The organism is Pseudoalteromonas sp. ECSMB14103 (assembly GCF_000813065.1).
In the GTDB taxonomy this organism is placed as follows: Bacteria; Pseudomonadota; Gammaproteobacteria; order Enterobacterales; family Alteromonadaceae; genus Pseudoalteromonas; species Pseudoalteromonas marina.
The window spans coordinates 56,831-78,601 of sequence record NZ_JWGY01000002.1 but is presented as its reverse complement, the minus strand read 5'-3'; the positions used below and the strand labels follow the sequence as shown (position 1 = coordinate 78,601).

Sequence of the window (21,771 nt, the reverse complement as noted above, 5' to 3'; positions counted from 1 at the left end):
CTATAATGTTAAACACTGAAATACAAGGGCTGATGTGGGTCCTTGTACTTGCTATTGCGATTTTTAGTTTCGACAAAAACACCTATAAATCGCTTTATAAAACGTCTGCTAGGCAAACAGGTGTATTAGCCTGTGCGCTTGTATTTGCACTACTGTGGCGTATTAAAGCCGGTATTTTAACTGGCCTTGACCTGCACATACTTGGTATTACTGCAGCCACCTTAATATTGGGCTGGCGGCTAGCCATTTTGAGTAGCCTACTGGCAAGTGCCTTGTTGTTTTCATTTGGGCAGGTTAGTTTTAACCTTTTACCTGTACAAATACTTATTGGCGCTTTTATTCCCATATTATTGAGTTATTTAAGTTTTGTTGTGTGCTATCACTATTTACCAAAACATTTTTTTGTTTATATATTTGTTTGTGCCTTCATAACAGCTGGGTTTATAGCGTGCATAAAGATATCTTTAGGTGCCCTCTTTTATTTCTCTTTAGGTCAGTATAATTGGCAAGAACTTGCCGACAATTACGTTTATTTAAGTGCTATAATTTGGTTTCCAGAAGCCATGTTGAACGGAATGGCCATCACCATTTTAATTACATACCGTCCCCACTGGGTTAAAACTTTTTACGACAAGGATTACCTAGACTCATGAGTCTTGAATATCAATGCCCTTTATGTAGCAAATCGCTAACAAAAACTCAAAATACACTGCGCTGTGAAAGCAACCACAGTTTTGATTTTGCCAAAGAAGGCTACGTTAACTTACTGCCTGTTCAAAACAAAAACTCTAAACAACCTGGTGACTCGCTTGAAATGGTGCAAGCAAGGCGCACATTTTTAGAGCAAGGTTTTTATGCATTCTTACAACAAGCACTTAGCGATATAACAAGTACTATAAAAGGTAATAATATTATTGATTTAGGGTGCGGTGAAGGGTTTTACACCCACGCTATTGCTAATAATACTCAAGCGCAAGTTTATGGTGTAGATATTTCAAAGTCAGCTATAAAATACGCAGCTAAACGTTACCCCAACTGCAGTTTTAGCGTTGCTTCAATCAGTCAAGCCCCTTTTAAAGAAGGGTTTGCTGATATTCTTATAAGTGTATTTGCACCTTTATTTACTAAAGAGCTTGAAAGACTCGCTAAACCTAATGCTACGCTTGTCGTGGCCAGCCCTGGGCCATGGCATTTAAAAGAGTTAAAAGCTTATATTTACCAATCAGTAAGCGAGCATACGAAAGTAGATGTGCCTGAAGGTTTTACAGAAACTCACCAAGATTTGATCACTCAACAGGTAACACTGAGTATTAACGATGTTAGAAACCTGATAATGATGACACCGTTTGCGTGGAAATTTAGACCTGAGCACTGGGAAACACTAGAAGAGAAAGGTGAACACCATGTCACCTTGTCGTTTTATATAACGCAATTTCAAAAGCGTGATTAGTAGAAGCGTTTATTAAAACTGTTCTTTAGTGAACGCTTTATCCATTTTTTCAAACATATCTTTAAGTAAAGTTGCAAGCTCCAAATACCGGGGCTTTTTTTCACTTAACTTAGCTTGATAACCATTAGCAACCATTTTTGTATGAAGCTCTTTGTACCAACTTAGCATGGCTGGGTCTAATGGGGTTTGTGCTCGTTTACCCAACCACAATAAACCTTGTAGAGGTAAAGATAAGAAAAACAATGCACTGGCAATCGCTTGTGGTAAAAAATCAGGGCCAAGGTAGTTGAGTTGAAAAAATAATGTCAACATAGCAAGAATCGGCATAACAGTAATGGCAAGTTCTGTTGCTCTAATTACCCTAAACTCACTAAACAATGGAGCTAACTCTTTTCGCATTGGCCATTGTTTTGCGTACTGTCTACCAATTTGAACTTGTGACATCACACTTTTTTGCATCATGACTCCTCACAATTACTAAATTCAATATATAAATTAGCTCGTATTTTACAAAGTGTAACACAAATACGGCGGGTTTCACTTAATCAGTAAAAGTGCTTAATTATGCTGTTAAATTGTGCAAAATACTAAACTAAATACATCAAATAGTTTAAAATATAAAACTTATTCATGGGTCTAACGACCTTGTTTATAATATCTTTAGCCTTTTAATTAAGACCTGAGTGTAACAGTAAATAATTAATGTTCACTTACTAAACTTTATTTATGGAAATTATATCTATGCCAACACCCGCTCCTAAGTCACAACATGTTTTAGTATTAAACTGTGGTAGCTCAAGTTTAAAGTTTGCCATTATTGATGCAAACACCGGCCATGAAATTATATCGGGCTTAGCAGAGCGACTAGGTGCAGCAACTCCGTCGGTAAAGTATAAATACAAAGGTGATAAAACACTTATTGATTTAGCACCAGAGCAAGCTCACGCTGAGGCAATTAATACGCTAGTAACGTTAATAAAAGATCACAAACTAGATGAACAGCTAATTGCTGTTGGTCATCGTGTTGTTCACGGTGGCGAGCACTTTACCAAATCAGTATTAATTAATGATCAAGTTATTGAAAGCATAACCCAGGCTGCAACACTTGCACCGCTTCATGGTCATGCCAACTTGCTGGGTATATCTTCAGCGCAAGACTCGTTTAAAGGCTTACCTCAAATTGCCGTATTCGATACGGCTTTTCACCAAACTATGGATAAGGTCGCATACCTTTATGCGCTACCTTACAATTTATATACCGAGTTTGGTGTTAGACGTTATGGCTTTCATGGTACGAGCCATTTTTATGTTGCCGGGCAAACAGCAAAACTACTTAACCAACCTTTTGAAAAAAGTAATTTTATTAGTGCTCATTTGGGGAATGGCTGTTCTGTATGTGCGATTAAAAATGGTGACAGTGTCGATACAAGTATGGGCCTTACGCCACTTGAAGGGTTAGTAATGGGTACTCGCAGTGGCGATATTGATCCAGGTTTATTTAACTTTTTAACAACACAACTTGATTATAGTGCGCAACAAATAGATGACTTACTCAATCAAAAAAGTGGTTTGTTAGGCATTAGTGAACTTTCTAACGATTGCCGTACCATTGAAGAAGCTGCTACAGCGGGAAATCAACAAGCAACATTAGCACTCGATATGTTTTGCTATCGTTTATCTAAGCAAATTGCGTCGTACATGGTGCCTTTACAGCGTCTTGATGCGCTTATTTTCACCGGCGGTATTGGAGAAAACTCAGATATTATTCGTAAAAAAGTGATCACTCAACTTGGATTTTTAGGTATGGAATGTGACACGCAAGCAAACCTAGATGCTCGTTTTGGTCAACAAGGTGTAATTAGCACTGAGCAATCTCGTATCAAAGCTGTCGTCATGCCAACGAATGAAGAATGGGTTATCGCCCTCGACTCTGCAAATATTGTTAAGGAGCTTTAATATGGCACACCGTATTATGTTGATACCGATTTCTACGGGAGTTGGTTTAACATCTGTTTCTGTCGGGCTTGTGCGTGCGCTTGAGCAAAAGGCGGTAAAAGTTAATTTCTTTAAACCTATTGCTCAACCGCGCTCAGGCGAAACCGGTCCAGAAAAATCGACACAAATAATAAAGCAAGGTTCCCCTATTGACCCACCAACACCGTTTGCATTGGATTACGCAGAGCAAATGATTGGTGATGCAAAGGGCGACGACTTATTAGAAGAAATTGTTGAGCGCTTTGAAAGTAAAATTAACGACGATGAAGTAGCCATTATTGAAGGCATGGTTCCTACTCGTAAACAACCTTATGCAGGGCGCGTAAACCGTGAAATAGCGCAAACACTCGGCGCAGATATTGTATTTGTATTAACGCCTGGTAACGATAATATTACCCAACTTGAAGATCGTCTTGAGATTGCTGCTGGTAATTACGGTGGTATTGACCACCCGCGTGTATTAGGCTGTATTTTTAATAAAGTAAATGCCCCTCTTGATGAAGAAGGCAGAGCACGCGCCGATTTAGTCGACTCCTACAAACCTGATGAAGTAGATAACGAACTAAACCGCTTAGCATCACTGCCAATTTTTAGAAAAAACCCATTTATGTTACTTGGTGCAATACCATGGGATTTTGATTTAGTCGCACCACGTGTGAAAGACCTAAGTGCGTATTTAAAAGCCACAATTATTAACGAAGGTGACATGCTGCATCGACGCCTGCGTCGTATCACATTTTGTGCACGTACAGTGTCTAATATTTTAAACCACTTTACACCTGGTGCATTATTAGTTACTCCTGGCGATCGTTCTGATATTTTAGTAGCTGCGTGTTTATCGGCAATGAATGGTACTAAAATTGGGGCAATATTACTCACCGGTGGTTTTATGCCAGAACAGCGTATTATGGCGCTGTGCGAGCAAGCAATGCAAACGGGACTACCAATTTTAGCAACAGAGGCCGATACATGGCGAACATCGTTGTTACTTCATAACTTTAATATGGAAGTGCCAAGCGATGATGACCAGCGTATAGAAAAAGTGAAAAGCCACAATGCTGAATATATTGACTCAGATTGGCTGAACTCACTGGCAAAAAATGTGGGGAAAACACGTAAACTCTCGCCACCAGCTTTCAGATACTTACTTACAGATAAGGCTCGTAAAGCAGGCAAAACGGTTGTTTTACCTGAAGGCAACGAACCTAGAACTATTAAAGCAGCTGCTATCTGTGGGCAACGCGGTATAGCAAAAACCATTTTATTAGGTGATCGCGAAGAAATAATGCGTATTGCTGAGCAACAAGGTATAGAGCTCAACGAAAATGTAAGTATTGTAGAACCAAGCAGCATCATTAATGATTATGTCGAGCCTATGGTCGAAATCCGAAAAAGCAAAGGTCTCACTGCTGTTGTAGCGCAAGAACAATTACTTGATAACGTAGTACTGGGTACTATGATGCTTGAACAAGGCAAAGTTGACGGACTTGTTTCAGGAGCAGTTAACACAACCGCCAATACAATTAGACCGCCATTACAACTCATCAAAACGGCCCCGGGCTCATCGCTTGTATCGTCGGTATTTTTTATGTTGCTGCCTGATCAGGTACTCGTTTACGGAGACTGTGCAATTAACCCAGATCCAAATGCTGAGCAACTTGCTGATATTGCGATTCAGTCAGCTGACTCAGCTGCAGCTTTTGGTATAGAGCCTCGTGTTGCCATGATCAGCTACAGTACAGGTACTTCTGGTACAGGAGCCGACGTTGAAAAAGTGCGAGAGGCAACCAAAATAGCTCAACAAAAACGTCCCGATTTGATTATTGATGGTCCCCTTCAGTACGATGCAGCAATTATGGAAAACGTCGCGCTTAAAAAAGCACCAAATAGCCCCGTAGCAGGTAAAGCAACGGTGTTTATTTTCCCTGATTTAAATACCGGTAATACAACCTATAAAGCCGTGCAAAGAAGCGCAGACCTCATCAGTATTGGGCCAATGCTTCAAGGTATGCGTAAACCAGTCAATGATTTAAGCCGTGGTGCATTAGTTGATGACATTGTATACACAATCGCACTTACCGCTATTCAAGCAGCGCAAGTCGAAGCACTTAATTAAAGGCTTTAATTAACATGTGCTTTTTATAGCCTAGCTAATTTCTAATTATAAATTAGTTAGTTAGGCTATTTATACCTCTCAACCCCCATAGTTATCCACAGAAATTGTGGGTAAGTATAAGTAGCTCATATTTTGCAGCTTAGTTACGGTGAGTTACCGCTTTAATTTATCTTTAATAATCTATACTATTAATAAATCGTCTTTGCTGTACCGCAGGTTTTTAATGTCAAAACAAACATTACAATTACACAGCACTATTTTGTCTATACATAGTTTAGATATTGATGCTGATATCCCTGCTGCTTTGTTAAAACTTCCGTTGTTTTTTATCTCAAAAACCCATGACGAACTATCAATTGTATGCCCCAGTAGTTTTGAATTACACAGCCTGGATACAGAATCTGATTGGCAAGCACTAGAAGTTATTGGCCCTTTAGGGTTTTCGTTAACAGGAATTATGGCTAATATTTCTGGCGTGTTAGCTAAAGCACAAATATCTATCTTTTCTATTTCAACTTACGATACTGACTACATACTTGTAAAAAAACAAACAGCGGCCCAGGCAATCACAGCACTAAAAAAAGATGGCTATAATGTGGTGACAAACTAATTTATGAAAGCACAACCAATAGAGCTTATTGCACAAAATAAAATACCTCGTGATGCTATTAATATCACCAGTCCTTTTACGGGAAAGGTAGTAGAATTAAGTAATCACCCAGAGCCTTTGTTCAGCTTTGGTACACTTGGCCCCGGTGTTATGGTGCAAGCAACCAGTCATAAAATTTTATCCCCCTTTGATGGGGTTTTACTGCAGGTCAAAAACGCAGGAACTGAATTTATTTTGCAGGCTAAAAATGGGTTAAAAATACTCATTAATTTAACCTTACCTGCCTCTGCAGCAATTACGCATACCCATATAGCCCAGTTAAATGGCAGCCAAGTACTCAAAGGCCAACGACTTGCTTATTTTGACCTCAGAGAATTAGACTCCCCCATGCTAGGAAGTTTAATATTACTTAATGGTCACAACCTGGGCACATTTCATTATTCACACCTGCATGTTAAAGCAGCTGAAGACACCTTATTAACTATTATTAAAAAGAAGTAACTTATGATCACTCTTTACGGAATTAGTAACTGCGACACAATTAAAAAAGCTAAAAAGTACCTTACAGATAATAATATTGAGTTTACCTTTCACGATTACCGCAAAGAGGGTGTTAATGAACAAATAGTCACTGAATTTGCTGATAAATTAGATTGGGAACAATTAGTCAATAAACGTGGAACTACATACAGAGCTCTAAGTGACGAGCAAAAACAAAATTTGACTAAGCAAAATGCTATTCAATTATTAGTTCAGCAGCCCGCTATGATAAAGCGACCAGTATTAGTTAACCGTACTGACTTTTATTTAGGCTTTAAGGTCGCGCAATACGATGAGATTTTTAAATAATGAATGAAGTAATTGCACTTGCACAAGCCTTGATACAGCGTGAATCTGTCACCCCAGAAGATGCCGGCTGTCAACAAATGATGAACGAACGCCTTGAAGCGATCGGCTTTAATATAGAGTCACTATTTTTTACTGATACATTAAATACTTGGGCGCGTAAAGGCGACCAGTCGCCGCATTTTTGTTTCGCAGGACACACAGATGTAGTGCCTACGGGTCCCGCAAAAAACTGGCAGCACCCACCATTTTCAGGGCTGGTAGAAAATGGTTTATTGCATGGTCGAGGAGCTGCCGATATGAAAGGCTCGCTTGCTGCCATGATTGTAGCTACTGAGCGTTTTGTAACTAAATACCCGAACCACAAAGGATCAATTTCTTTTTTAATCACTTCTGATGAAGAAGGACCATTTATAAATGGAACCACCCGAGTTATTGATACACTAGAATCTCGCGGTGAAAAAATTGATATGTGTTTGGTTGGCGAACCTTCATCTCGGGATGTCTTAGGTGATGTAGTTAAGAATGGCCGACGCGGCTCGCTTACCGGATTCTTAAAAGTTAAAGGTATTCAAGGACATGTTGCCTACCCTCACCTGGCTCAAAACCCTATTCATCTAGCCACTGAAGCATTAACAGAGCTTAGCCAAACCCAGTGGGATAAAGGGAATGATTTTTTTCCGGCAACCAGCTTTCAAATATCAAATATCAACGGCGGCACAGGTGCAGGTAATGTGATCCCTGGTGAGCTAGATGTGCAATTTAATTTTAGATTTAGCACCGAAGTCACACATCAACAATTACAACAGCGTGTAATCGACATTTTACAAAAACACAACTTAAACTACGAGTTAAACTGGATTGTTAATGGTCTCCCATTTATTACAGAACATGGTCCACTCGTTGACGCAACCGTTAATGCTATTGAGTCTGTGACAGGATTAGCAACCAATTTAGAAACCACGGGGGGAACCTCTGATGGTCGCTTCATTGCTCAAACCGGTGCTAAAGTCATTGAGCTTGGGCCTCGTAATGCCACCATTCACAAAGTGGATGAGTGCGTAAGTATAGATGACTTAATTAAACTCACCGACATTTACGAGCAAATACTTGAGCAATTGTTAACCTAATGACTGATTTACAAGTACCCACGATAGCGTGTGTCACAGGGCAAAGTGATACACATTTAACTAAAATACAAAGCCATCGTTTGCATAGCGCTATCACTGCTGATTTTTTAGCGCTACAAAATGCAGCTAAACAAGCTGGGTTTGACTTAACTATTGCATCAAGCTTTAGGGATTTTGAACGTCAGGCGCTAATTTGGAATAACAAATTTTCAGGACAAAGGCCTGTTTATAATTCACAACAAAAGGTTGTTGATTTAACGAACTTAAATGACATTGATAAGTGTATTGCAATTATGCGTTATTCAGCCTTACCTGGGGCAAGTAGGCACCATTTTGGTACCGATTTGGATGTGTACGACAAAGCCAGTGTTAGTGACGATTATCAACTGCAGTTATCTCCTCATGAATATGAGAAAAACGGTCCCTTTTCACCATTGAGTGAATGGCTCAGTATTCACCTTGAGAAATTTGGTTTTTATCGGCCTTATCGCGAAGATTTAAACGGGGTAGCTCCTGAACTTTGGCATATTAGCCACATTAAGCAATCACAATTGCTAAGTATTCAACTCACTGAAAGTGCTTTACGAAAATGCATTGAAAACAGTGAACTACTTGGTAAAAGTGCCGTATTGACGCACTTACCTTCACTTTATAAGCGCTTTGTGACCAACGTTAGTCCACCATAAAATAAGGACTACTCCTTCTTTTTATTTAAAATAAATATGAGTACCGCTGTTAATATAACTAAGCTGGCGATAACAAATTCAACCGTTAATTGTTCTTGTAAAAAAATAACGCCTGCAAACGCTGCAACTACCGGCACACACAATTGCACAACCGCAGCCTGCGTGCTTTTAAGTAATGGCATTGCAACGTACCAAATACTATAGCCAATGCCAGAGGCTAAAGCGCCAGAAGCGCTCGCGAGTAAAATGCCTTCAATGGTAAGTGCGTTAAAGTAGCTCATACTAACAAGTAATAAGATGGGGAGCGCTACTAAACTTCTAATAAAATTAAACCCTGTCGTTCTTAAAGGCGATACACATACTTTGCCACGTATACTGTAAATACCCCAAGCAACACCGCTTATGGCCATCAATCCCGCTCCTATTAGCGAGGGCACCGCCGCTGAGGGCAGCATCAAATAAGCAAACCCCGTAACAGCAATCAAGAAAGCAGCCCACTGCACGGCGCTTAATTGTTCTTTTTTATATATACCCCAACCAATCATCGTAAGTTGCACGGCTGAAAATAAAATCAGAGCGCCTGTTCCGGTATCTAACTCAACGTAGGCCACCGAAAAACTAAGTGCATAAACAAGTAAACTAATGCTACTTCGCCAACTCCCTGTATCACTTAAAATAGCATCATTAAATGACCCATTACGTTTTAGATTATAAGTATAAACGCTCATGATAATACCTAAACATGCAGCACCGCTTAATAAGCGAATGATGGTAAAGTTATAGGGATCTATATACCCCTCAGCTAATGCCATTCGGCAAAATAAAGAATTGGCGGCAAATGCTATTAAAGCAATAAATGTATATATAGCTGCTTTCAAAATAATCCTTTTCAACCTAAATCTGGTTATTAAATAATCTTTTTTTATGGGTGAGTAGTTAAATAACTTAAACTGCTATAAAAGTAAGTTATTTATACAGCATAAGGCAAAGTGTGCAAAAACTTTCAACTTAATAAGACCTTAACTTTTCGCTGTCTATTTCACACATTACTAAATTCACGCCTTATTCACATAGAACATGCATATTTACCTTAACGATGATATGGCTCTACGTTTTTTTACAATGTTTCACACTCTTGTTTAAAGTGAGTGTGTTAACCTGCTTAAGTAGATTAAAAGGAGTGCTGTGTGCGCAGAAGTATAATTTTAAGCGTTTGTTTTATTTTAAGTGGTTGTAGCTCTATAGGGTTTAACGACCTATTTAACGATTACGCCACACAAATGACGCCAGTGCGAAATGCTATTGAAAATAATAACCCACAACAAGCTAAATCGTTAATTGCAGACAATAGCACTATACACAGTAGTTACTTGCTTAACCAACTTGAGCAAGCGCGTATCAACGACCTTACTAATTCAGCTGATAACGCTCAAAGCAAATTCGAAACCGTATATGCTCAAATGCAAACTAAACGCCAAGCAGCAAAGATTCAACTAAGTGCCGGGCTTGAACAAAGTAATGCATTATTTACGAATGACTCGGCAATTACCTATGTACCGCCTGCTTACGAGATGAGCATGCTTCATAGTTATAAAGCACTTAACTATGTTTATAAAAATGATATTGAAGGCGCACTGGTCGAAATTCGCCGAGCTAATAAAGTACAAGCCGATGCGCTTAGCGAGAATGAAGCAGAAATAGATTCAGAAAAAAATGAAGCGCAGCAGCATTATCCAAGTATGAATAATGTGACAAGAGATGTTAAAAACGGCTTTCAAAACGCATACACTTTTTACTTATCGGCTTTGCTTTACCAAAGTGCAAAACAGTTTGACGACGCCTACATAGACTACAAAAAAGCGTTAGCTATTCAACCAAATAATAAATATTTACAGCAAGATGTAATTCGCCTAGCTAAAAAACAAGGGTTTCAGCAAGAATTTGACGAATACACACAACGTTTTGGCGAACTTAGCACTTTAAAGCCTAACCATGGTGAGGTAATCGTATTACTTGAGCAAGGTTTCGTGCCCAAACAAACTGAATTTAAATTAAGACTACCGATTGATACAAGTAGAGGTGATGTTCGTTTTTATAGCCTTGCTATGCCCGTATATAAAGACAGTGCTTACATTAGCCCTATACAAAATGTGAATGTTGCTGGACAAAAAGTAGCATTAGCGCCATTAGTTTATTTAGAAGCCCTAGCCGCTAAAACTCTTGAACAAGAAATACCAGGCAAAATTACACGCCAAGTATTACGGCTCATAACTAAAGAAAAAGTTCGCGCTGAGCTTGCGCGCAGCGCAGGAGATGTAGGCAACATTTTAGCCAATATATATAATTTAGCGTCAGAGCAAGCCGACACCCGAAGCTGGCTTACATTACCAAATCAAATTGCTGTAGCGCGTCAAAGTCTGCCGGCAGGTGAACATATATTAAATATAGGCAATCAACCGCCTATTAGTTTTACCGTTAGTAAGCAAGGGTTAACTTTAATTTACCTAACCTCTATTAATAACTATTTTAACTACCATGTAGTTCAACTCTAGGAGACACCATGAAATACATAGTGCCAATGTGTGCCGTTTTACTGTTAAGTGCTTGTGCAACACAGCCTGTTACATCAGGTATAGCGGTTGAACAAAATAAAGGAAATTTTAATGATCAACTTAGAGTGGATAACCCTGATTTAGGTGAAAAGCTCGCCATTACCGACGTTAAAACACGTCAAACAAACCAGTTAACTGATGTAGTGGTTACCCTATCTAGCCAATATAAAAAGTCACAATATTTACAATATCAATTTAAATGGTTTGATAAAGATGGATTTTTGATTAAAGGAAATCATTCACCGTGGCAGCCATTAACTTTATTTGGTTTTGCTAATACACAATTACCAGGTTTAGCGCCTAGCTCTGATGCTGTTACATTTTCACTAGCAGTTAGAAAAGTATCAACTGAATCTCAAGAATTTAAAGATTAAAGGAAACTATTATGAACACGACATTTAAAACAGCATCCACTTACGCATTGGTCGGGCTCAGTGCATTGATCTTAAGCGGCTGTGCTAACAAAGCCGTAGTTAGCTATGGTGACGCTCAAGCAGTTGAAACAACTGATATAAATTTTGGTTCTACCGATTTACAAAAAGTCGCGAGCCAAATGACCGATTCACTACTAAGCTCGTCAGTGGTGGGAAGCATGACTCAAAATAACCGTCCTGTTGTGTTTGTGGAACGTATTAAAAACAAAACCAGTGAGCATATTGATACAGAATCAATCACTGATTCTATCTCCACGCAAATGCTACGCAGCGGTAAGTTTCGCTTTGTAGACATGACACGTGTAGAAGCTGTTCGTGAACAGCTAACCTTTCAAAACGAAGATGCATTAGTGAACCCAGCAACTGCGGTTGCATTTGGACAACAAATTGGTGCGCAATACATGTTGTATGGCAACTTATCAAGCATTGTTAAAACAAATGCAGATAAATCAGACGTATATTATAAATTCACAATGCGTTTAATGGATATGAAAAGCGGACTTATTGAATGGGCGGACGAAACTGAAATTCGCAAAACCAAAGAAAAATCAACCTTTGGCTGGTAAGCCGATAGGAGTAAGTTATGAAAGCAATTGCTGTAATTATGTGCGCTTTACTTACATTAAGTGCACCCACTTTTGCTAAATACGAGCGCAATAAAGCCGTAGCAGTTCAAAAAGTGTTGTTTGGTGACATTAAATCAGTACGAAACATCACCGAGCAAGAACTAATACAAGACAAAAAGAACGGCTGGAAAACGTTTGGTGGCGCACTTGTTGGTGGTGTTATTGGTAATCAATTTGGTGGTGGCAGCGGTCGTGCTATAGCCACAATTTTAGGCTCAGTTATCGGTGGTAGTGTTGCTAACAATAGTCAGCAAGGTAGCTATTACAAACAAACTCAGTTAGTTGAATTACTAATTCAGGTAGAAAATGGCGACCAATTTATGGTAGTTCAAGACCTAGACCAAGGTATGCGATTTCACAAAGGCGATAATGTGAGGTTAGTTTATTTAGGCGATAACACCGTAAGAGTAGATAAAGCATATTAATAACACGCCTTTAAAAACAAAAACGAGCCAACAGGCTCGTTTTTTTATATAGTTTTATAACTGGCGATAATCTTTAAAGAAACGCTGCATTTTTTGCATGGCATCAGTTAAGTCATCCTTATTAGGTAAAAACACTAACCTAAAGTGATCAGGCTCTGGCCAATTAAACGCACGCCCATGCACTAACAATATTTTTTCGGCCTTGAGCAAATCAAACATCATTTGCTCATCGTTTTTTACATTAAAGTGTGCAGTATCAACCTTGGCAAACGCATATAAAGCGCCTTTTGGCTTTTTACAGCTAATCCCTTCAATCGCGTTTAAACCGCGCCATGCAATATCACGTTGTTCGTATAATCGCCCGCCCGGATTAATTAAGTTATCAATTGATTGCACACCACCTAATGCCTGCTGAATTGCATATTGGGCAGGTACATTAGCGCATAAACGCATTGACGAGAGTATATCTAACCCTTTACTTAAGTCGTCCATGGCTGATGTTTTACCACTTAAAACCATCCACCCCATTCTTAGCCCAGCAGCACGGTAAGTTTTAGCTAAACCATTAAAAGTAATCATTGGCACATCATCACACAATGAAGCAATTGAAGTGTGGCTAACTCCATCGTATAAAATCTTTTCGTAAATTTCGTCGCTTAACAACAGTAACTTGTGCTCTCGCGCAATATCTATTAATTGCTTAAGCAGGTCATCACTGTATACCGCACCAGTAGGATTGTTCGGATTAATTAACACCAAGGCTTTGGTTTTAGAGGTGATTTTACTTTTTATGTCATCTATATCAGGAAACCAATCTTGCTCTTCATCACATAAATAATGAACGGGATTACCGCCCGCTAACTTAACTGACGCAGTCCACAACGGATAATCTGGCGCGGGGATAAGCACTTCATCATCGTTGTTAAGCAAAGCTTGAGTGATCATTTGGATTAGTTCACTTACCCCATTACCAATATAAATGTTATCAACGTCTAAGTTGTTTAACCCACGTTGTTGATAATGCTGGTACACAGCTACTCTGGCTGAGTAAAGTCCTTTAGAGTCACAATAACCTTGGGCAGAATACAGGTTACGGATAATATCGCGATGCATATCTTCAGGCATATCAAAACCAAATGCAGCTGGATTACCGATGTTTAATTTTAAGACTTTTTGACCATCGTCTTCCATTTTTTTAGCTTGAGCTAAAACAGGCCCACGAATGTCATAACATACGCCTTCTAATTTATGACTCTTTTTTATATCTGACATTTTACCTCTACTCGCTGGCGCCTGATGACCTTTGTAATTTGAGTTTTATAAGTAAGGTCTATTTTATCTCAACAATAAAAACCCGGTTGCCTACTAGACTAACCGAGTAAATATATAACACCAGTAAATTTAACAGCTTAAAACTGAAATTAATTCACGTTAACTATTGTGCATCTAACCATTGTTTAAATTTTGTTTGAGAGCCTTCTACCTGTGGCATTAAGTTGGCACAAGCATCCATCGCTTTAGCTAAGTCATCATTAACTAAGCTTAACTCTATGGTGCGCGAAACATCAGCTAAACTAGACGCACCAAACTGCGCGGCATTTGATTTTAAACTATGAGAATGACGAATCGCTGCCTCTTTATCTTTACCAATGGTTGCCATAACTTCAGAGCCCAGACGTTCAAATTCGGCACAACAAAAATCAAGCGTATCAGCAAACTGCTCGCCCAATAAGGATTTCATATTCTCTAACGCTGATGTATCTATGGTAATGTCTGTCATTATTTAATTCCTTCAACTATCCATGTTCATTGTATTTGATATAACTACTGTATATTGATAAATGAAAAAAAACCAACTTAATTGCTTTCATAAATGTATAATTTACAAGTTAATAATAGAGAGAAAGTTTTTAAAATGGCACGCATTCTTTGTACTCATTGTAATTTTGCGCTCAATACCTGTGTATGCAGCGCTATTGAAACAATAACTAACAAAGTTAAAGTTATTATTCTACAACACCCCAGCGAAGAAAAAATAGCAAAAAACACGGCTAAATTACTCAACTTAAGTCTAACTGATTGCGAAATCATCAAAGGTGAAAACAGTGCTGACTTTAGTATGTTAAATAGTTTGCCAAAAGAATCAACAGTACTGCTTTACCCAAACGAAAATGCCACCTACCTAGATGAACCAAACTCTACAAACCATAAACACATCACTCATTTAATTGTGATCGATGGCACATGGAAAAAAGCCTATAAAATTTTACAACTCACCCCTGCACTCAATCAATTTAGAACAGTGAGTTTTAATAAACCACCTAAAAATCGTTATACAATTCGTAAAGCACCCCGTGCCGATAGCCTCTCTACACTTGAAGCCGTTGCTCATAGCTTAAGCTTAATAGAACATTTAAACCCAGAGCCTTTGTTTACTTTATTAGAAGAATTAATTAATAAACAAACCCAACATATGCCTGAGCACGTAAAAGCACGTTACTTAAATTAAATTTAGCTTTTGATAAACAGATGCGACATTACCTAAATAGATTAAAACGAGGATTTACTCGTCAAGGCCCCGACTATCGCTTTGATGACCAAGTTGATTTTAGCGATATAAGAACCACGTTTGGGTTCAGATCAATGGTCGTTGGTAAATGGGTAACCAAAGAAGAGCGCTATATTAGCGCTAATTTAATTTACGATGCGCTGGCCGACCTGGCGCAAATACTGCACTTACCACCTAAAGCAATTGGCCTGCGCGGAAAGTTAAATTTTGCATTTGGGCACGGTGGTCAAAAAGGTGTGCAAGCGCATTACAATGCAGGCAGTCAAACATTAGCACTTGCTAAAAATGCGGGCGGTGGTGCGCTCGCGCATGAGTGGTTTCATGCATTCGACCACCACATTAGTGAACATTTATTTAAAGTAAAACCACGCTATGGATTTGCTTCAAAACTTTGGCTTTCAAATACACCAAATTTAATGCACCCACTCAATGACGCACTGAACAGCTTTTTTAAAGAAGTATTTTTAGATGCAAGTGGCGAAAATGCCAATGAATTTGTGCAAGCATGTATTAAACACGACCAAGCCCATAATATGAATTATATGAGTATGCCTGAAGAAATTGCAGCTCGCTGTTTTGAAGCCTGTATATATGCACACCCAAATATAAAAAACAGTTTTTTGGTGGACGGTTTGCAATCCAGTAATTTAATATACCCACCAGCACAACATACCACCAAGGCAAATAAAGCGCTTAACCACTATTTTCAACTATTGGGTTATGCGCTTCATAATTTACCCGATAAGGTTTAGCTGTTTTCATCACTTATGCGACTTGCAACTGCGCTACTCTGGTCTTTGTATTTAGCATCTTTACGAATGTTATACGGGTTTTCACAAGGCCCTGAAAGCATTTCGAAACTCATAGCGCCAATTTTCATCATTGGGCGCAGCGCTAAGGGTAATTTTCCTGAGTTGTAAAACTCTAATACAATATTACCGCTCCAGCCGGGATCAATTCGGTGTGCTGTTACATGCACCATCAAACCCAAACGCGCAAGCGATGAACGCCCATCCAACCACCCTACAATATCGGCAGGTAGCGTTACTTTTTCATAAGTGATTGCAAGCGCGAGTTCACCTGGGTGTAAAAAAAACGCTTCACCGTCTGCAAGCTCAATTTCCTCACTCATGATTGATTCCATGGCTTTATTGAGTTGATCCTTTGGACCACTTAAATCAACGTAGGCTGCATTATGAGCATTGAACGTTCTAAATTTATTACCAAGACGTAAATCTGCTGTCACACCCGATATCATCTCACTACTCGGAGCAGGCTCTATAACTATTCGGCCATCTTTTAGGTGTTCTTTAATATGTGTGTCTGAAAGTCTCATGCTTTTAATCTTCTGTAATCACAATTTCTATGCTGTTGTGATGCTGTTGATAATATAGCGTGCTGGCTATAAGCCTAGCTGCTGCGCTGTATGTTTTGCTTATTGCCGCATCGTTATCGCTAGCAATAAGTTTTCCTTGCTCAGAGTACTCTCTAATATCAATGGCAAGGGGAATATGGCTAAGTACCGGAACGCCATGCTTGTGGGCTAGTTTTTGTGCACCCTCTTTGCCAAATACATGGTTTGCCTCACCGCAGTGGCTGCAAACGTAATGGCTCATATTTTCTATCAAACCAAGTACTGGCACATTTACTTTATTAAACATTGCAATGCCTTTTTGGGCATCAGCAAGTGCTAAATCTTGAGGCGTAGTTACAATAACAGTCCCACTGGCAGGTACTTTTTGGCTCATAGTAAGTTGTATATCACCTGTACCTGGGGGCATATCTACAATTAAATAATCGAGTTCGCCCCAATCAGTCTCGTTCAGTAATTGGCTAAGTGCACCCGATGCCATTGGGCCTCGCCATACTGTTGCGTCATCACTGGGTACTAAAAAGCCAATAGATTGGGCTTTAATGCCATTGGCATCAAACGGTAGTAATTGTTTGTTATCTTTTGTTTTTGGCTCAGCACCAACAAGGCCCAACAACATAGGTATTGAAGGACCATAAATATCAGCGTCTAAAATACCAACTTTTGCTCCCTCAGCTTTTAATGCACCCGCTAAATTAACAGCTGTAGTCGATTTACCTACCCCACCTTTACCTGAAGCAATAAGTACAATGTGTTTAATTCCTTTAAACTTTGCAGGCTCTTGAATATCAACCTTAGCCTTTATTGATATTTCAATATTTAAAACATCACGGACATGCTGCTCTACAAGGGGGATTTCTGATTGCGCAGCAAAAGGTAAAGTAAGACTAATTTGTATTGATTTATCGTCGTTTTCAGAAATTGACTCAATAAAGCTTTCGTCAATTCCTACGGCAAAGGCCGCACTACGATAAGCCGCTAAAGCAGCAATAATCGGTTGTTTTTGCACCGATTTAGAAGAGAAAAGTTTCGACAGTCCAAACATAGCAATTAAATAGCGTTTCTTTGATGAAAAGTGCCTCGGAATTATGTAACATTCAGGTCATTAACACCAGTCAATTAATAAAAATCCATAAGCAGTGTGCGCGCATAGCCACCTGTTTATAGATAAATTAATGATAACAGCCGTTTAAATAGTAAAAACGGTATTTTATCCTCAATTCGGAATGATTATGGCACAGCGAAAGATCCTGATTACCAGCGCATTACCTTATGCAAATGGCCCAACCCACTTAGGTCATTTATTGGAATATATTCAAACTGATATTTGGTCACGTTTTCAAAAACTTCAAGGCCATGAAACGTATTATGTTTGCGCAGACGATGCCCACGGCACACCAATCATGCTTAATGCACAGAAGCAAGGGATCACACCTGAAGAAATGGTAAAAAATGTGAGCATTGAACGCCAACGCGACTTTGCTGATTTCAACATTAAGTTTGATAATTACCACAGCACGCATAGCCAAGAAAACAAAGAATTTAGTGAATTAATATACAACCGTTTAAACGATGCGGGCCATATAAAAAAGCACACTATTTCGCAATTGTTTGACCCAGAAAAAGGCATATTTTTACCTGATCGCTTTGTAACCGGTACTTGCCCAACGTGTAAGTCTGAAGATCAAAATGGCGATAGCTGTGATTCGTGTGGTGCAACTTACAGCCCAACCGAATTAATAAACCCGCGCTCTGTTATGTCAGGTGCCGAGCCTATTTTAAAAGATTCTGAGCATTACTTTTTTGACCTACCAGCATTTGAAGGCATGCTTAAAGAATGGCTACACTCAGGTACTATTCAACAAGAAATGGCTAACAAGCTAGACGAATGGTTTACTGACGGCTTACAACAGTGGGATATCAGCCGTGATGCGCCTTACTTTGGTTTCGAAATTCCAAATGCCCCAGGTAAATACTTTTACGTATGGCTAGATGCGCCAATTGGTTACATGGCCAGCTTTAAAAACCTGTGTGATAAAAAAGGGATTGATTTTGACGCATTTTGGGCTGAAGGCTCAGAAGCAGAACTTTACCACTTTATTGGTAAAGACATTATTTACTTCCACAGCTTATTTTGGCCAGCCATGCTAGAAGGCGCTAAATTTAGAAAACCAACTAACGTATTTGCACACGGGTTCGTTACTGTAAATGGCGAAAAAATGTCTAAGTCAAAGGGCACGTTCATTAAAGCGCGTACCTACCTGGACAACCTAAATCCAGAATACTTACGTTACTATTACGCTGCAAAATTAAACAGCGGTATTATCGATCTTGATTTAAACCTAGAAGACTTTGCACAACGTGTTAATTCAGATCTGGTTGGTAAAGTCGTTAATATAGCGAGCCGTTGCGCAGGCTTTATTACCAAAAAGTTTGATGGCAAATTAAGCGCAACCATTATGCAACCAGAGCTCCTAGAAGAGTTCCAAGCTGCCGCGCCAAGTATTACCACCCATTTTGAGAACCGTGAATACAGTCGCGCAATTCGTGAAATTATGGCCCTTGCCGACAAAGCAAACCAATTTATTGATGGCGCAGCACCATGGGTATTAATTAAAGACGAAACTAAGCAACAAGAAGCTCACGATGTGTGTTCGCTTGGCCTTAACTTGTTCCGTGTTTTAATTACCTATTTAAAACCAGTACTACCGGCTATGGCCCAAAATGTAGAAGCGTTTTTAAACGATGATCTTGCTTGGGATGCAGTACAAACGCCACTAGTATGCCACTCAATCAATAAATTTAAACCGTTAATGCAACGCGTAGAAATGGACAAAGTAAACAAAATGGTTGAAGAATCTAAAGAAAGCCTAGAGCCTAAAGTAACAATTGACCCAAATAGCCCTCTTGCAAAAGAACCTATTAGCGAAGAAATTGAGTTTGACGATTTTGCAAAGGTAGACCTTCGTGTTGCTAAAATTGCAAAAGCAGAGCATGTAAAAGGCGCCGACAAACTACTGAAGCTAACCCTTGATTTAGGCGGCGAAACGCGTCAAGTATTCGCAGGCATTAAATCAGCATACGCTCCTGAAGACATTGAAGGTAAGCTAACAGTAATGGTTGCAAACCTTAAACCGCGTAAAATGCGTTTTGGTATGTCTGAGGGTATGGTACTTGCTGCAGGCCCTGGCGGAAAAGAAATTTATATTCTTAATCCAGACGACGGATCAGAGCCAGGAATGCGTGTAATGTAAATTTACACATATGAATAAAATAACCGCTGACTCTCAGCGGTTTTTTTATATGTTATTTTATCCTATTTGCGACTTTTATCGATTTTTTGTACCATCGACCAATAAATAATAAAAAAGTAATACAATGCCTAGCACGGTTTCTCAAGAAAAGACTGTAACTCGCAACAAAATTTTAAAGCACAAAATAGTGGCTATTATTCGATTAAATAAGCAATCAGATGTTGCACCACTTGTCGATTGCTTGGTTGAGGCTGGTATAAAAGTGCTTGAAATCACCTCTAATACACCAGGGTTTGAGCAAGAAATTAAAAGTGCACGTATTCGTCATCAACATATTTTGGTGGGTGCAGGCACCATCACAAATACTAAACTAGCTCAACGAGCCATTAATGCGGGTGCACAGTTTATAGTAACCCCTAATACTGATAAGCGTATTGTGTCAGTTGCCCATCAGCATAATTTACCTGTTTTAATGGGGGCTTTAACGCCAACAGATATCGCTAACGCGATTGAGTATAATGCGGATATTATTAAGGTATTTCCAGCAGGTAGCATGGGAATTGACTATTTTAAGGCATTAAAAGGCCCATTTGATAGCGCTAATTTAATGCCCGTTGGCGGGATAAATTTAAATAACATTACTCAGTGGTTTGACGCAGGGGCTTGCGGTGTAGCCATTAGTAGTGATTTTTCAAAAGTGATTACTAGCCACGCTGACAAGCAAGCTCTTACCCAGTTAGTTCATGACTATTTAACTGACATACCCACTGATTAAAGGTCTTTAATTTGCTGTAATCACTAGGTATTGTTCAAACTTAAATTACATCAAATACTTAATACTCTGTTCAAACAAATCTAAATGCACTTAGTTTAAAGAGAGCAGTACACGCTCTTTCCTTGGTATGTAGTAATTATCGTAATCAAGCGAAACAATGACCTTATTTGCTTTTCCGAGTAGTTCACCACGAGGGATTAAACCAATTACGCGAGAGTCTGCGCTATTGTCACGGTTATCCCCCATTGCCAAATAGTAATCATCTGGAATGGTGATCATTTCAAAGCCAGCTAATTGGGATGGTACATTTGCTATCCTAATGGTGTGCTTCTTACCGTTTAATATCTCTACTTTATCAACCGAATCGATATTATTCTGCACATGTTCGTAGTTAAGCTTTTTGCCATTAATAATTAATTCGTTATTTACCAAAGAAACGGTATCACCAGGCACACCAATAACACGTTTAATTAACCGGTTATCTGCTGCTTGTGAGTCGAATACAATAATGTCCCCTGTCTGTGGTTCGTTAATTTTAAGCAAAGAAATATGCGTAAAAGGCACTCGTAAGTCGTACGCCATTTTGTCTGTTAAAATTCTATCTCCTTGCTCAATTGTAGGTTTCATTGAGCTCGTAGGCACTTCATACCAGTCGGCTACTGCGCTTCTAAACACACTCATCAAGGCAATGAATACAATGAGTGAACGATTATTTTTCCAAAATTTATAAAGCACTTTCATAACTGCTCCCTTTAATTGATCAAGTAATGGTATGACCTAACAGCGCTTTGGCAGTTCAAAAAAGGATGTAACAAAAGATGTTTGACCAAAAAACGTTTTTGATCGATTAAATTTTCAGCAGCGTAGCATC

General features: G+C 39.1%; 24 protein-coding genes. 17 read left to right on the top strand and 7 right to left on the bottom strand.

What is annotated here, in order from left to right:
- The first annotated feature begins 5 nt into the window (after positions 1-5).
- Both RF53_RS05455 and rlmA read left to right on the top strand, forming a co-directional pair.
- The gene (locus RF53_RS05455) at positions 6-653 is read left to right on the top strand and encodes an energy-coupling factor ABC transporter permease (protein ID WP_039036863.1); all 648 of its coding nucleotides are present in this window, start codon (positions 6-8) and stop codon (positions 651-653) included.
- Entirely contained in the window at positions 650-1,450 is an 801-nt protein-coding gene (gene rlmA / locus RF53_RS05450) for a 23S rRNA (guanine(745)-N(1))-methyltransferase (protein WP_039036862.1), read from the top strand. The genes RF53_RS05455 and rlmA overlap by 4 nt, the downstream gene beginning before the upstream one ends.
- A 12-nt stretch (positions 1,451-1,462) precedes the next feature.
- On the opposite strand, the gene yfbV is transcribed toward rlmA, so the two are convergent.
- Positions 1,463-1,909, bottom strand: coding sequence for a terminus macrodomain insulation protein YfbV (gene yfbV, locus RF53_RS05445; protein WP_006792170.1), 447 nt, complete (start codon positions 1,907-1,909; stop codon positions 1,463-1,465).
- A 282-nt stretch (positions 1,910-2,191) separates the two neighbouring features.
- Between yfbV and RF53_RS05440 the strand changes: the two genes are divergently transcribed.
- The 7 genes from RF53_RS05440 to RF53_RS05410 all read left to right on the top strand — a co-directional run bounded on the left by RF53_RS05440 (position 2,192) and on the right by RF53_RS05410 (position 8,833).
- On the top strand, positions 2,192-3,406 hold the full coding sequence (locus RF53_RS05440; RefSeq protein WP_039036861.1) for an acetate kinase: 1,215 nt from the start codon (positions 2,192-2,194) through the stop codon (positions 3,404-3,406).
- A gap of 1 nt (position 3,407) precedes the next feature.
- Positions 3,408-5,561, top strand: a complete 2,154-nt coding sequence (gene pta, locus RF53_RS05435; protein WP_006792172.1) for a phosphate acetyltransferase — start codon at positions 3,408-3,410, stop codon at positions 5,559-5,561.
- Positions 5,562-5,784: 223 nt separating this feature from the next.
- Positions 5,785-6,171 carry an ACT domain-containing protein gene (locus tag RF53_RS05430; RefSeq protein ID WP_006792173.1) on the top strand — a complete coding sequence of 129 codons (387 nt, stop codon included), beginning with the start codon at positions 5,785-5,787 and terminating at the stop codon, positions 6,169-6,171.
- Between the two features lie 3 nt (positions 6,172-6,174).
- Positions 6,175-6,672, top strand: a complete 498-nt coding sequence (locus tag RF53_RS05425) for a PTS glucose transporter subunit IIA (protein WP_039036860.1) — start codon at positions 6,175-6,177, stop codon at positions 6,670-6,672.
- 3 nt (positions 6,673-6,675) lie between these two features.
- Positions 6,676-7,020, top strand: coding sequence for an ArsC family reductase (locus tag RF53_RS05420; protein WP_039036859.1), 345 nt, complete (start codon positions 6,676-6,678; stop codon positions 7,018-7,020).
- On the top strand, positions 7,020-8,147 hold the full coding sequence (gene dapE / locus RF53_RS05415) for a succinyl-diaminopimelate desuccinylase (RefSeq protein WP_425273079.1): 1,128 nt from the start codon (positions 7,020-7,022) through the stop codon (positions 8,145-8,147). Before RF53_RS05420 ends, dapE begins: the two co-directional genes overlap by 1 nt.
- Positions 8,147-8,833 (top strand): M15 family metallopeptidase, encoded by a 687-nt coding sequence (locus tag RF53_RS05410; protein ID WP_039036857.1) that lies wholly within the window; start codon positions 8,147-8,149, stop codon positions 8,831-8,833. Before dapE ends, RF53_RS05410 begins: the two co-directional genes overlap by 1 nt.
- Before the next feature lie 8 nt (positions 8,834-8,841).
- On the opposite strand, the gene RF53_RS05405 is transcribed toward RF53_RS05410, so the two are convergent.
- The gene (locus RF53_RS05405; RefSeq protein WP_039036856.1) at positions 8,842-9,711 is read right to left on the bottom strand and encodes a DMT family transporter; all 870 of its coding nucleotides are present in this window, start codon (positions 9,709-9,711) and stop codon (positions 8,842-8,844) included.
- 309 nt (positions 9,712-10,020) lie between these two features.
- Here RF53_RS05405 and RF53_RS05400 point away from each other — a divergent pair, with 309 nt between their 5' ends.
- Genes RF53_RS05400 through RF53_RS05385 form a run of 4 tightly spaced genes read left to right on the top strand, consistent with a single transcriptional unit; the run spans position 10,021 to position 12,930 of the window.
- A complete protein-coding gene (locus tag RF53_RS05400) occupies positions 10,021-11,385 on the top strand; it encodes a COG3014 family protein (protein WP_039036855.1) in 1,365 nt (454 codons plus the stop codon).
- An 8-nt stretch (positions 11,386-11,393) separates the two neighbouring features.
- On the top strand, positions 11,394-11,819 hold the full coding sequence (locus tag RF53_RS05395; protein ID WP_010557494.1) for a YcfL family protein: 426 nt from the start codon (positions 11,394-11,396) through the stop codon (positions 11,817-11,819).
- An 11-nt stretch (positions 11,820-11,830) separates the two neighbouring features.
- Complete coding sequence (gene lpoB / locus RF53_RS05390) at positions 11,831-12,445, top strand: penicillin-binding protein activator LpoB (RefSeq protein ID WP_039036854.1); 615 nt, start codon at positions 11,831-11,833, stop codon at positions 12,443-12,445.
- Positions 12,446-12,462: 17 nt separating this feature from the next.
- Complete coding sequence (locus RF53_RS05385) at positions 12,463-12,930, top strand: glycine zipper 2TM domain-containing protein (protein WP_006792183.1); 468 nt, start codon at positions 12,463-12,465, stop codon at positions 12,928-12,930.
- Positions 12,931-12,984: 54 nt separating this feature from the next.
- On the opposite strand, the gene RF53_RS05380 is transcribed toward RF53_RS05385, so the two are convergent.
- Entirely contained in the window at positions 12,985-14,202 is a 1,218-nt protein-coding gene (locus RF53_RS05380) for a pyridoxal phosphate-dependent aminotransferase (RefSeq protein WP_006792184.1), read from the bottom strand.
- 163 nt (positions 14,203-14,365) lie between these two features.
- Positions 14,366-14,710 (bottom strand): Hpt domain-containing protein, encoded by a 345-nt coding sequence (locus RF53_RS05375; protein WP_006792185.1) that lies wholly within the window; start codon positions 14,708-14,710, stop codon positions 14,366-14,368.
- 135 nt (positions 14,711-14,845) lie between these two features.
- Here RF53_RS05375 and RF53_RS05370 point away from each other — a divergent pair, with 135 nt between their 5' ends.
- Positions 14,846-15,439, top strand: coding sequence for a tRNA-uridine aminocarboxypropyltransferase (locus tag RF53_RS05370; protein ID WP_039036853.1), 594 nt, complete (start codon positions 14,846-14,848; stop codon positions 15,437-15,439).
- A 20-nt stretch (positions 15,440-15,459) separates the two neighbouring features.
- Positions 15,460-16,251 carry a CLCA_X family protein gene (locus RF53_RS05365; RefSeq protein WP_039036852.1) on the top strand — a complete coding sequence of 264 codons (792 nt, stop codon included), beginning with the start codon at positions 15,460-15,462 and terminating at the stop codon, positions 16,249-16,251.
- Here the strand turns inward: RF53_RS05365 and dcd are convergent.
- Entirely contained in the window at positions 16,248-16,835 is a 588-nt protein-coding gene (gene dcd / locus RF53_RS05360; RefSeq protein ID WP_006792188.1) for a dCTP deaminase, read from the bottom strand. The genes RF53_RS05365 and dcd overlap by 4 nt on opposite strands.
- A gap of 4 nt (positions 16,836-16,839) precedes the next feature.
- The gene (gene apbC, locus RF53_RS05355) at positions 16,840-17,916 is read right to left on the bottom strand and encodes an iron-sulfur cluster carrier protein ApbC (RefSeq protein ID WP_039036851.1); all 1,077 of its coding nucleotides are present in this window, start codon (positions 17,914-17,916) and stop codon (positions 16,840-16,842) included.
- Between the two features lie 187 nt (positions 17,917-18,103).
- Here apbC and metG point away from each other — a divergent pair, with 187 nt between their 5' ends.
- Positions 18,104-20,125: a methionine--tRNA ligase gene (metG, locus tag RF53_RS05350; RefSeq protein WP_039036850.1), complete on the top strand. Its 2,022-nt coding sequence runs from the start codon at positions 18,104-18,106 to the stop codon at positions 20,123-20,125.
- A gap of 124 nt (positions 20,126-20,249) precedes the next feature.
- Entirely contained in the window at positions 20,250-20,900 is a 651-nt protein-coding gene (locus tag RF53_RS05345; protein WP_039036849.1) for a bifunctional 4-hydroxy-2-oxoglutarate aldolase/2-dehydro-3-deoxy-phosphogluconate aldolase, read from the top strand.
- Between the two features lie 90 nt (positions 20,901-20,990).
- Here RF53_RS05345 and lepB read toward each other — a convergent pair whose 3' ends face one another.
- Positions 20,991-21,641 (bottom strand): signal peptidase I, encoded by a 651-nt coding sequence (gene lepB / locus RF53_RS05340; protein ID WP_052242862.1) that lies wholly within the window; start codon positions 21,639-21,641, stop codon positions 20,991-20,993.
- Positions 21,642-21,771: the final 130 nt, after the last annotated feature.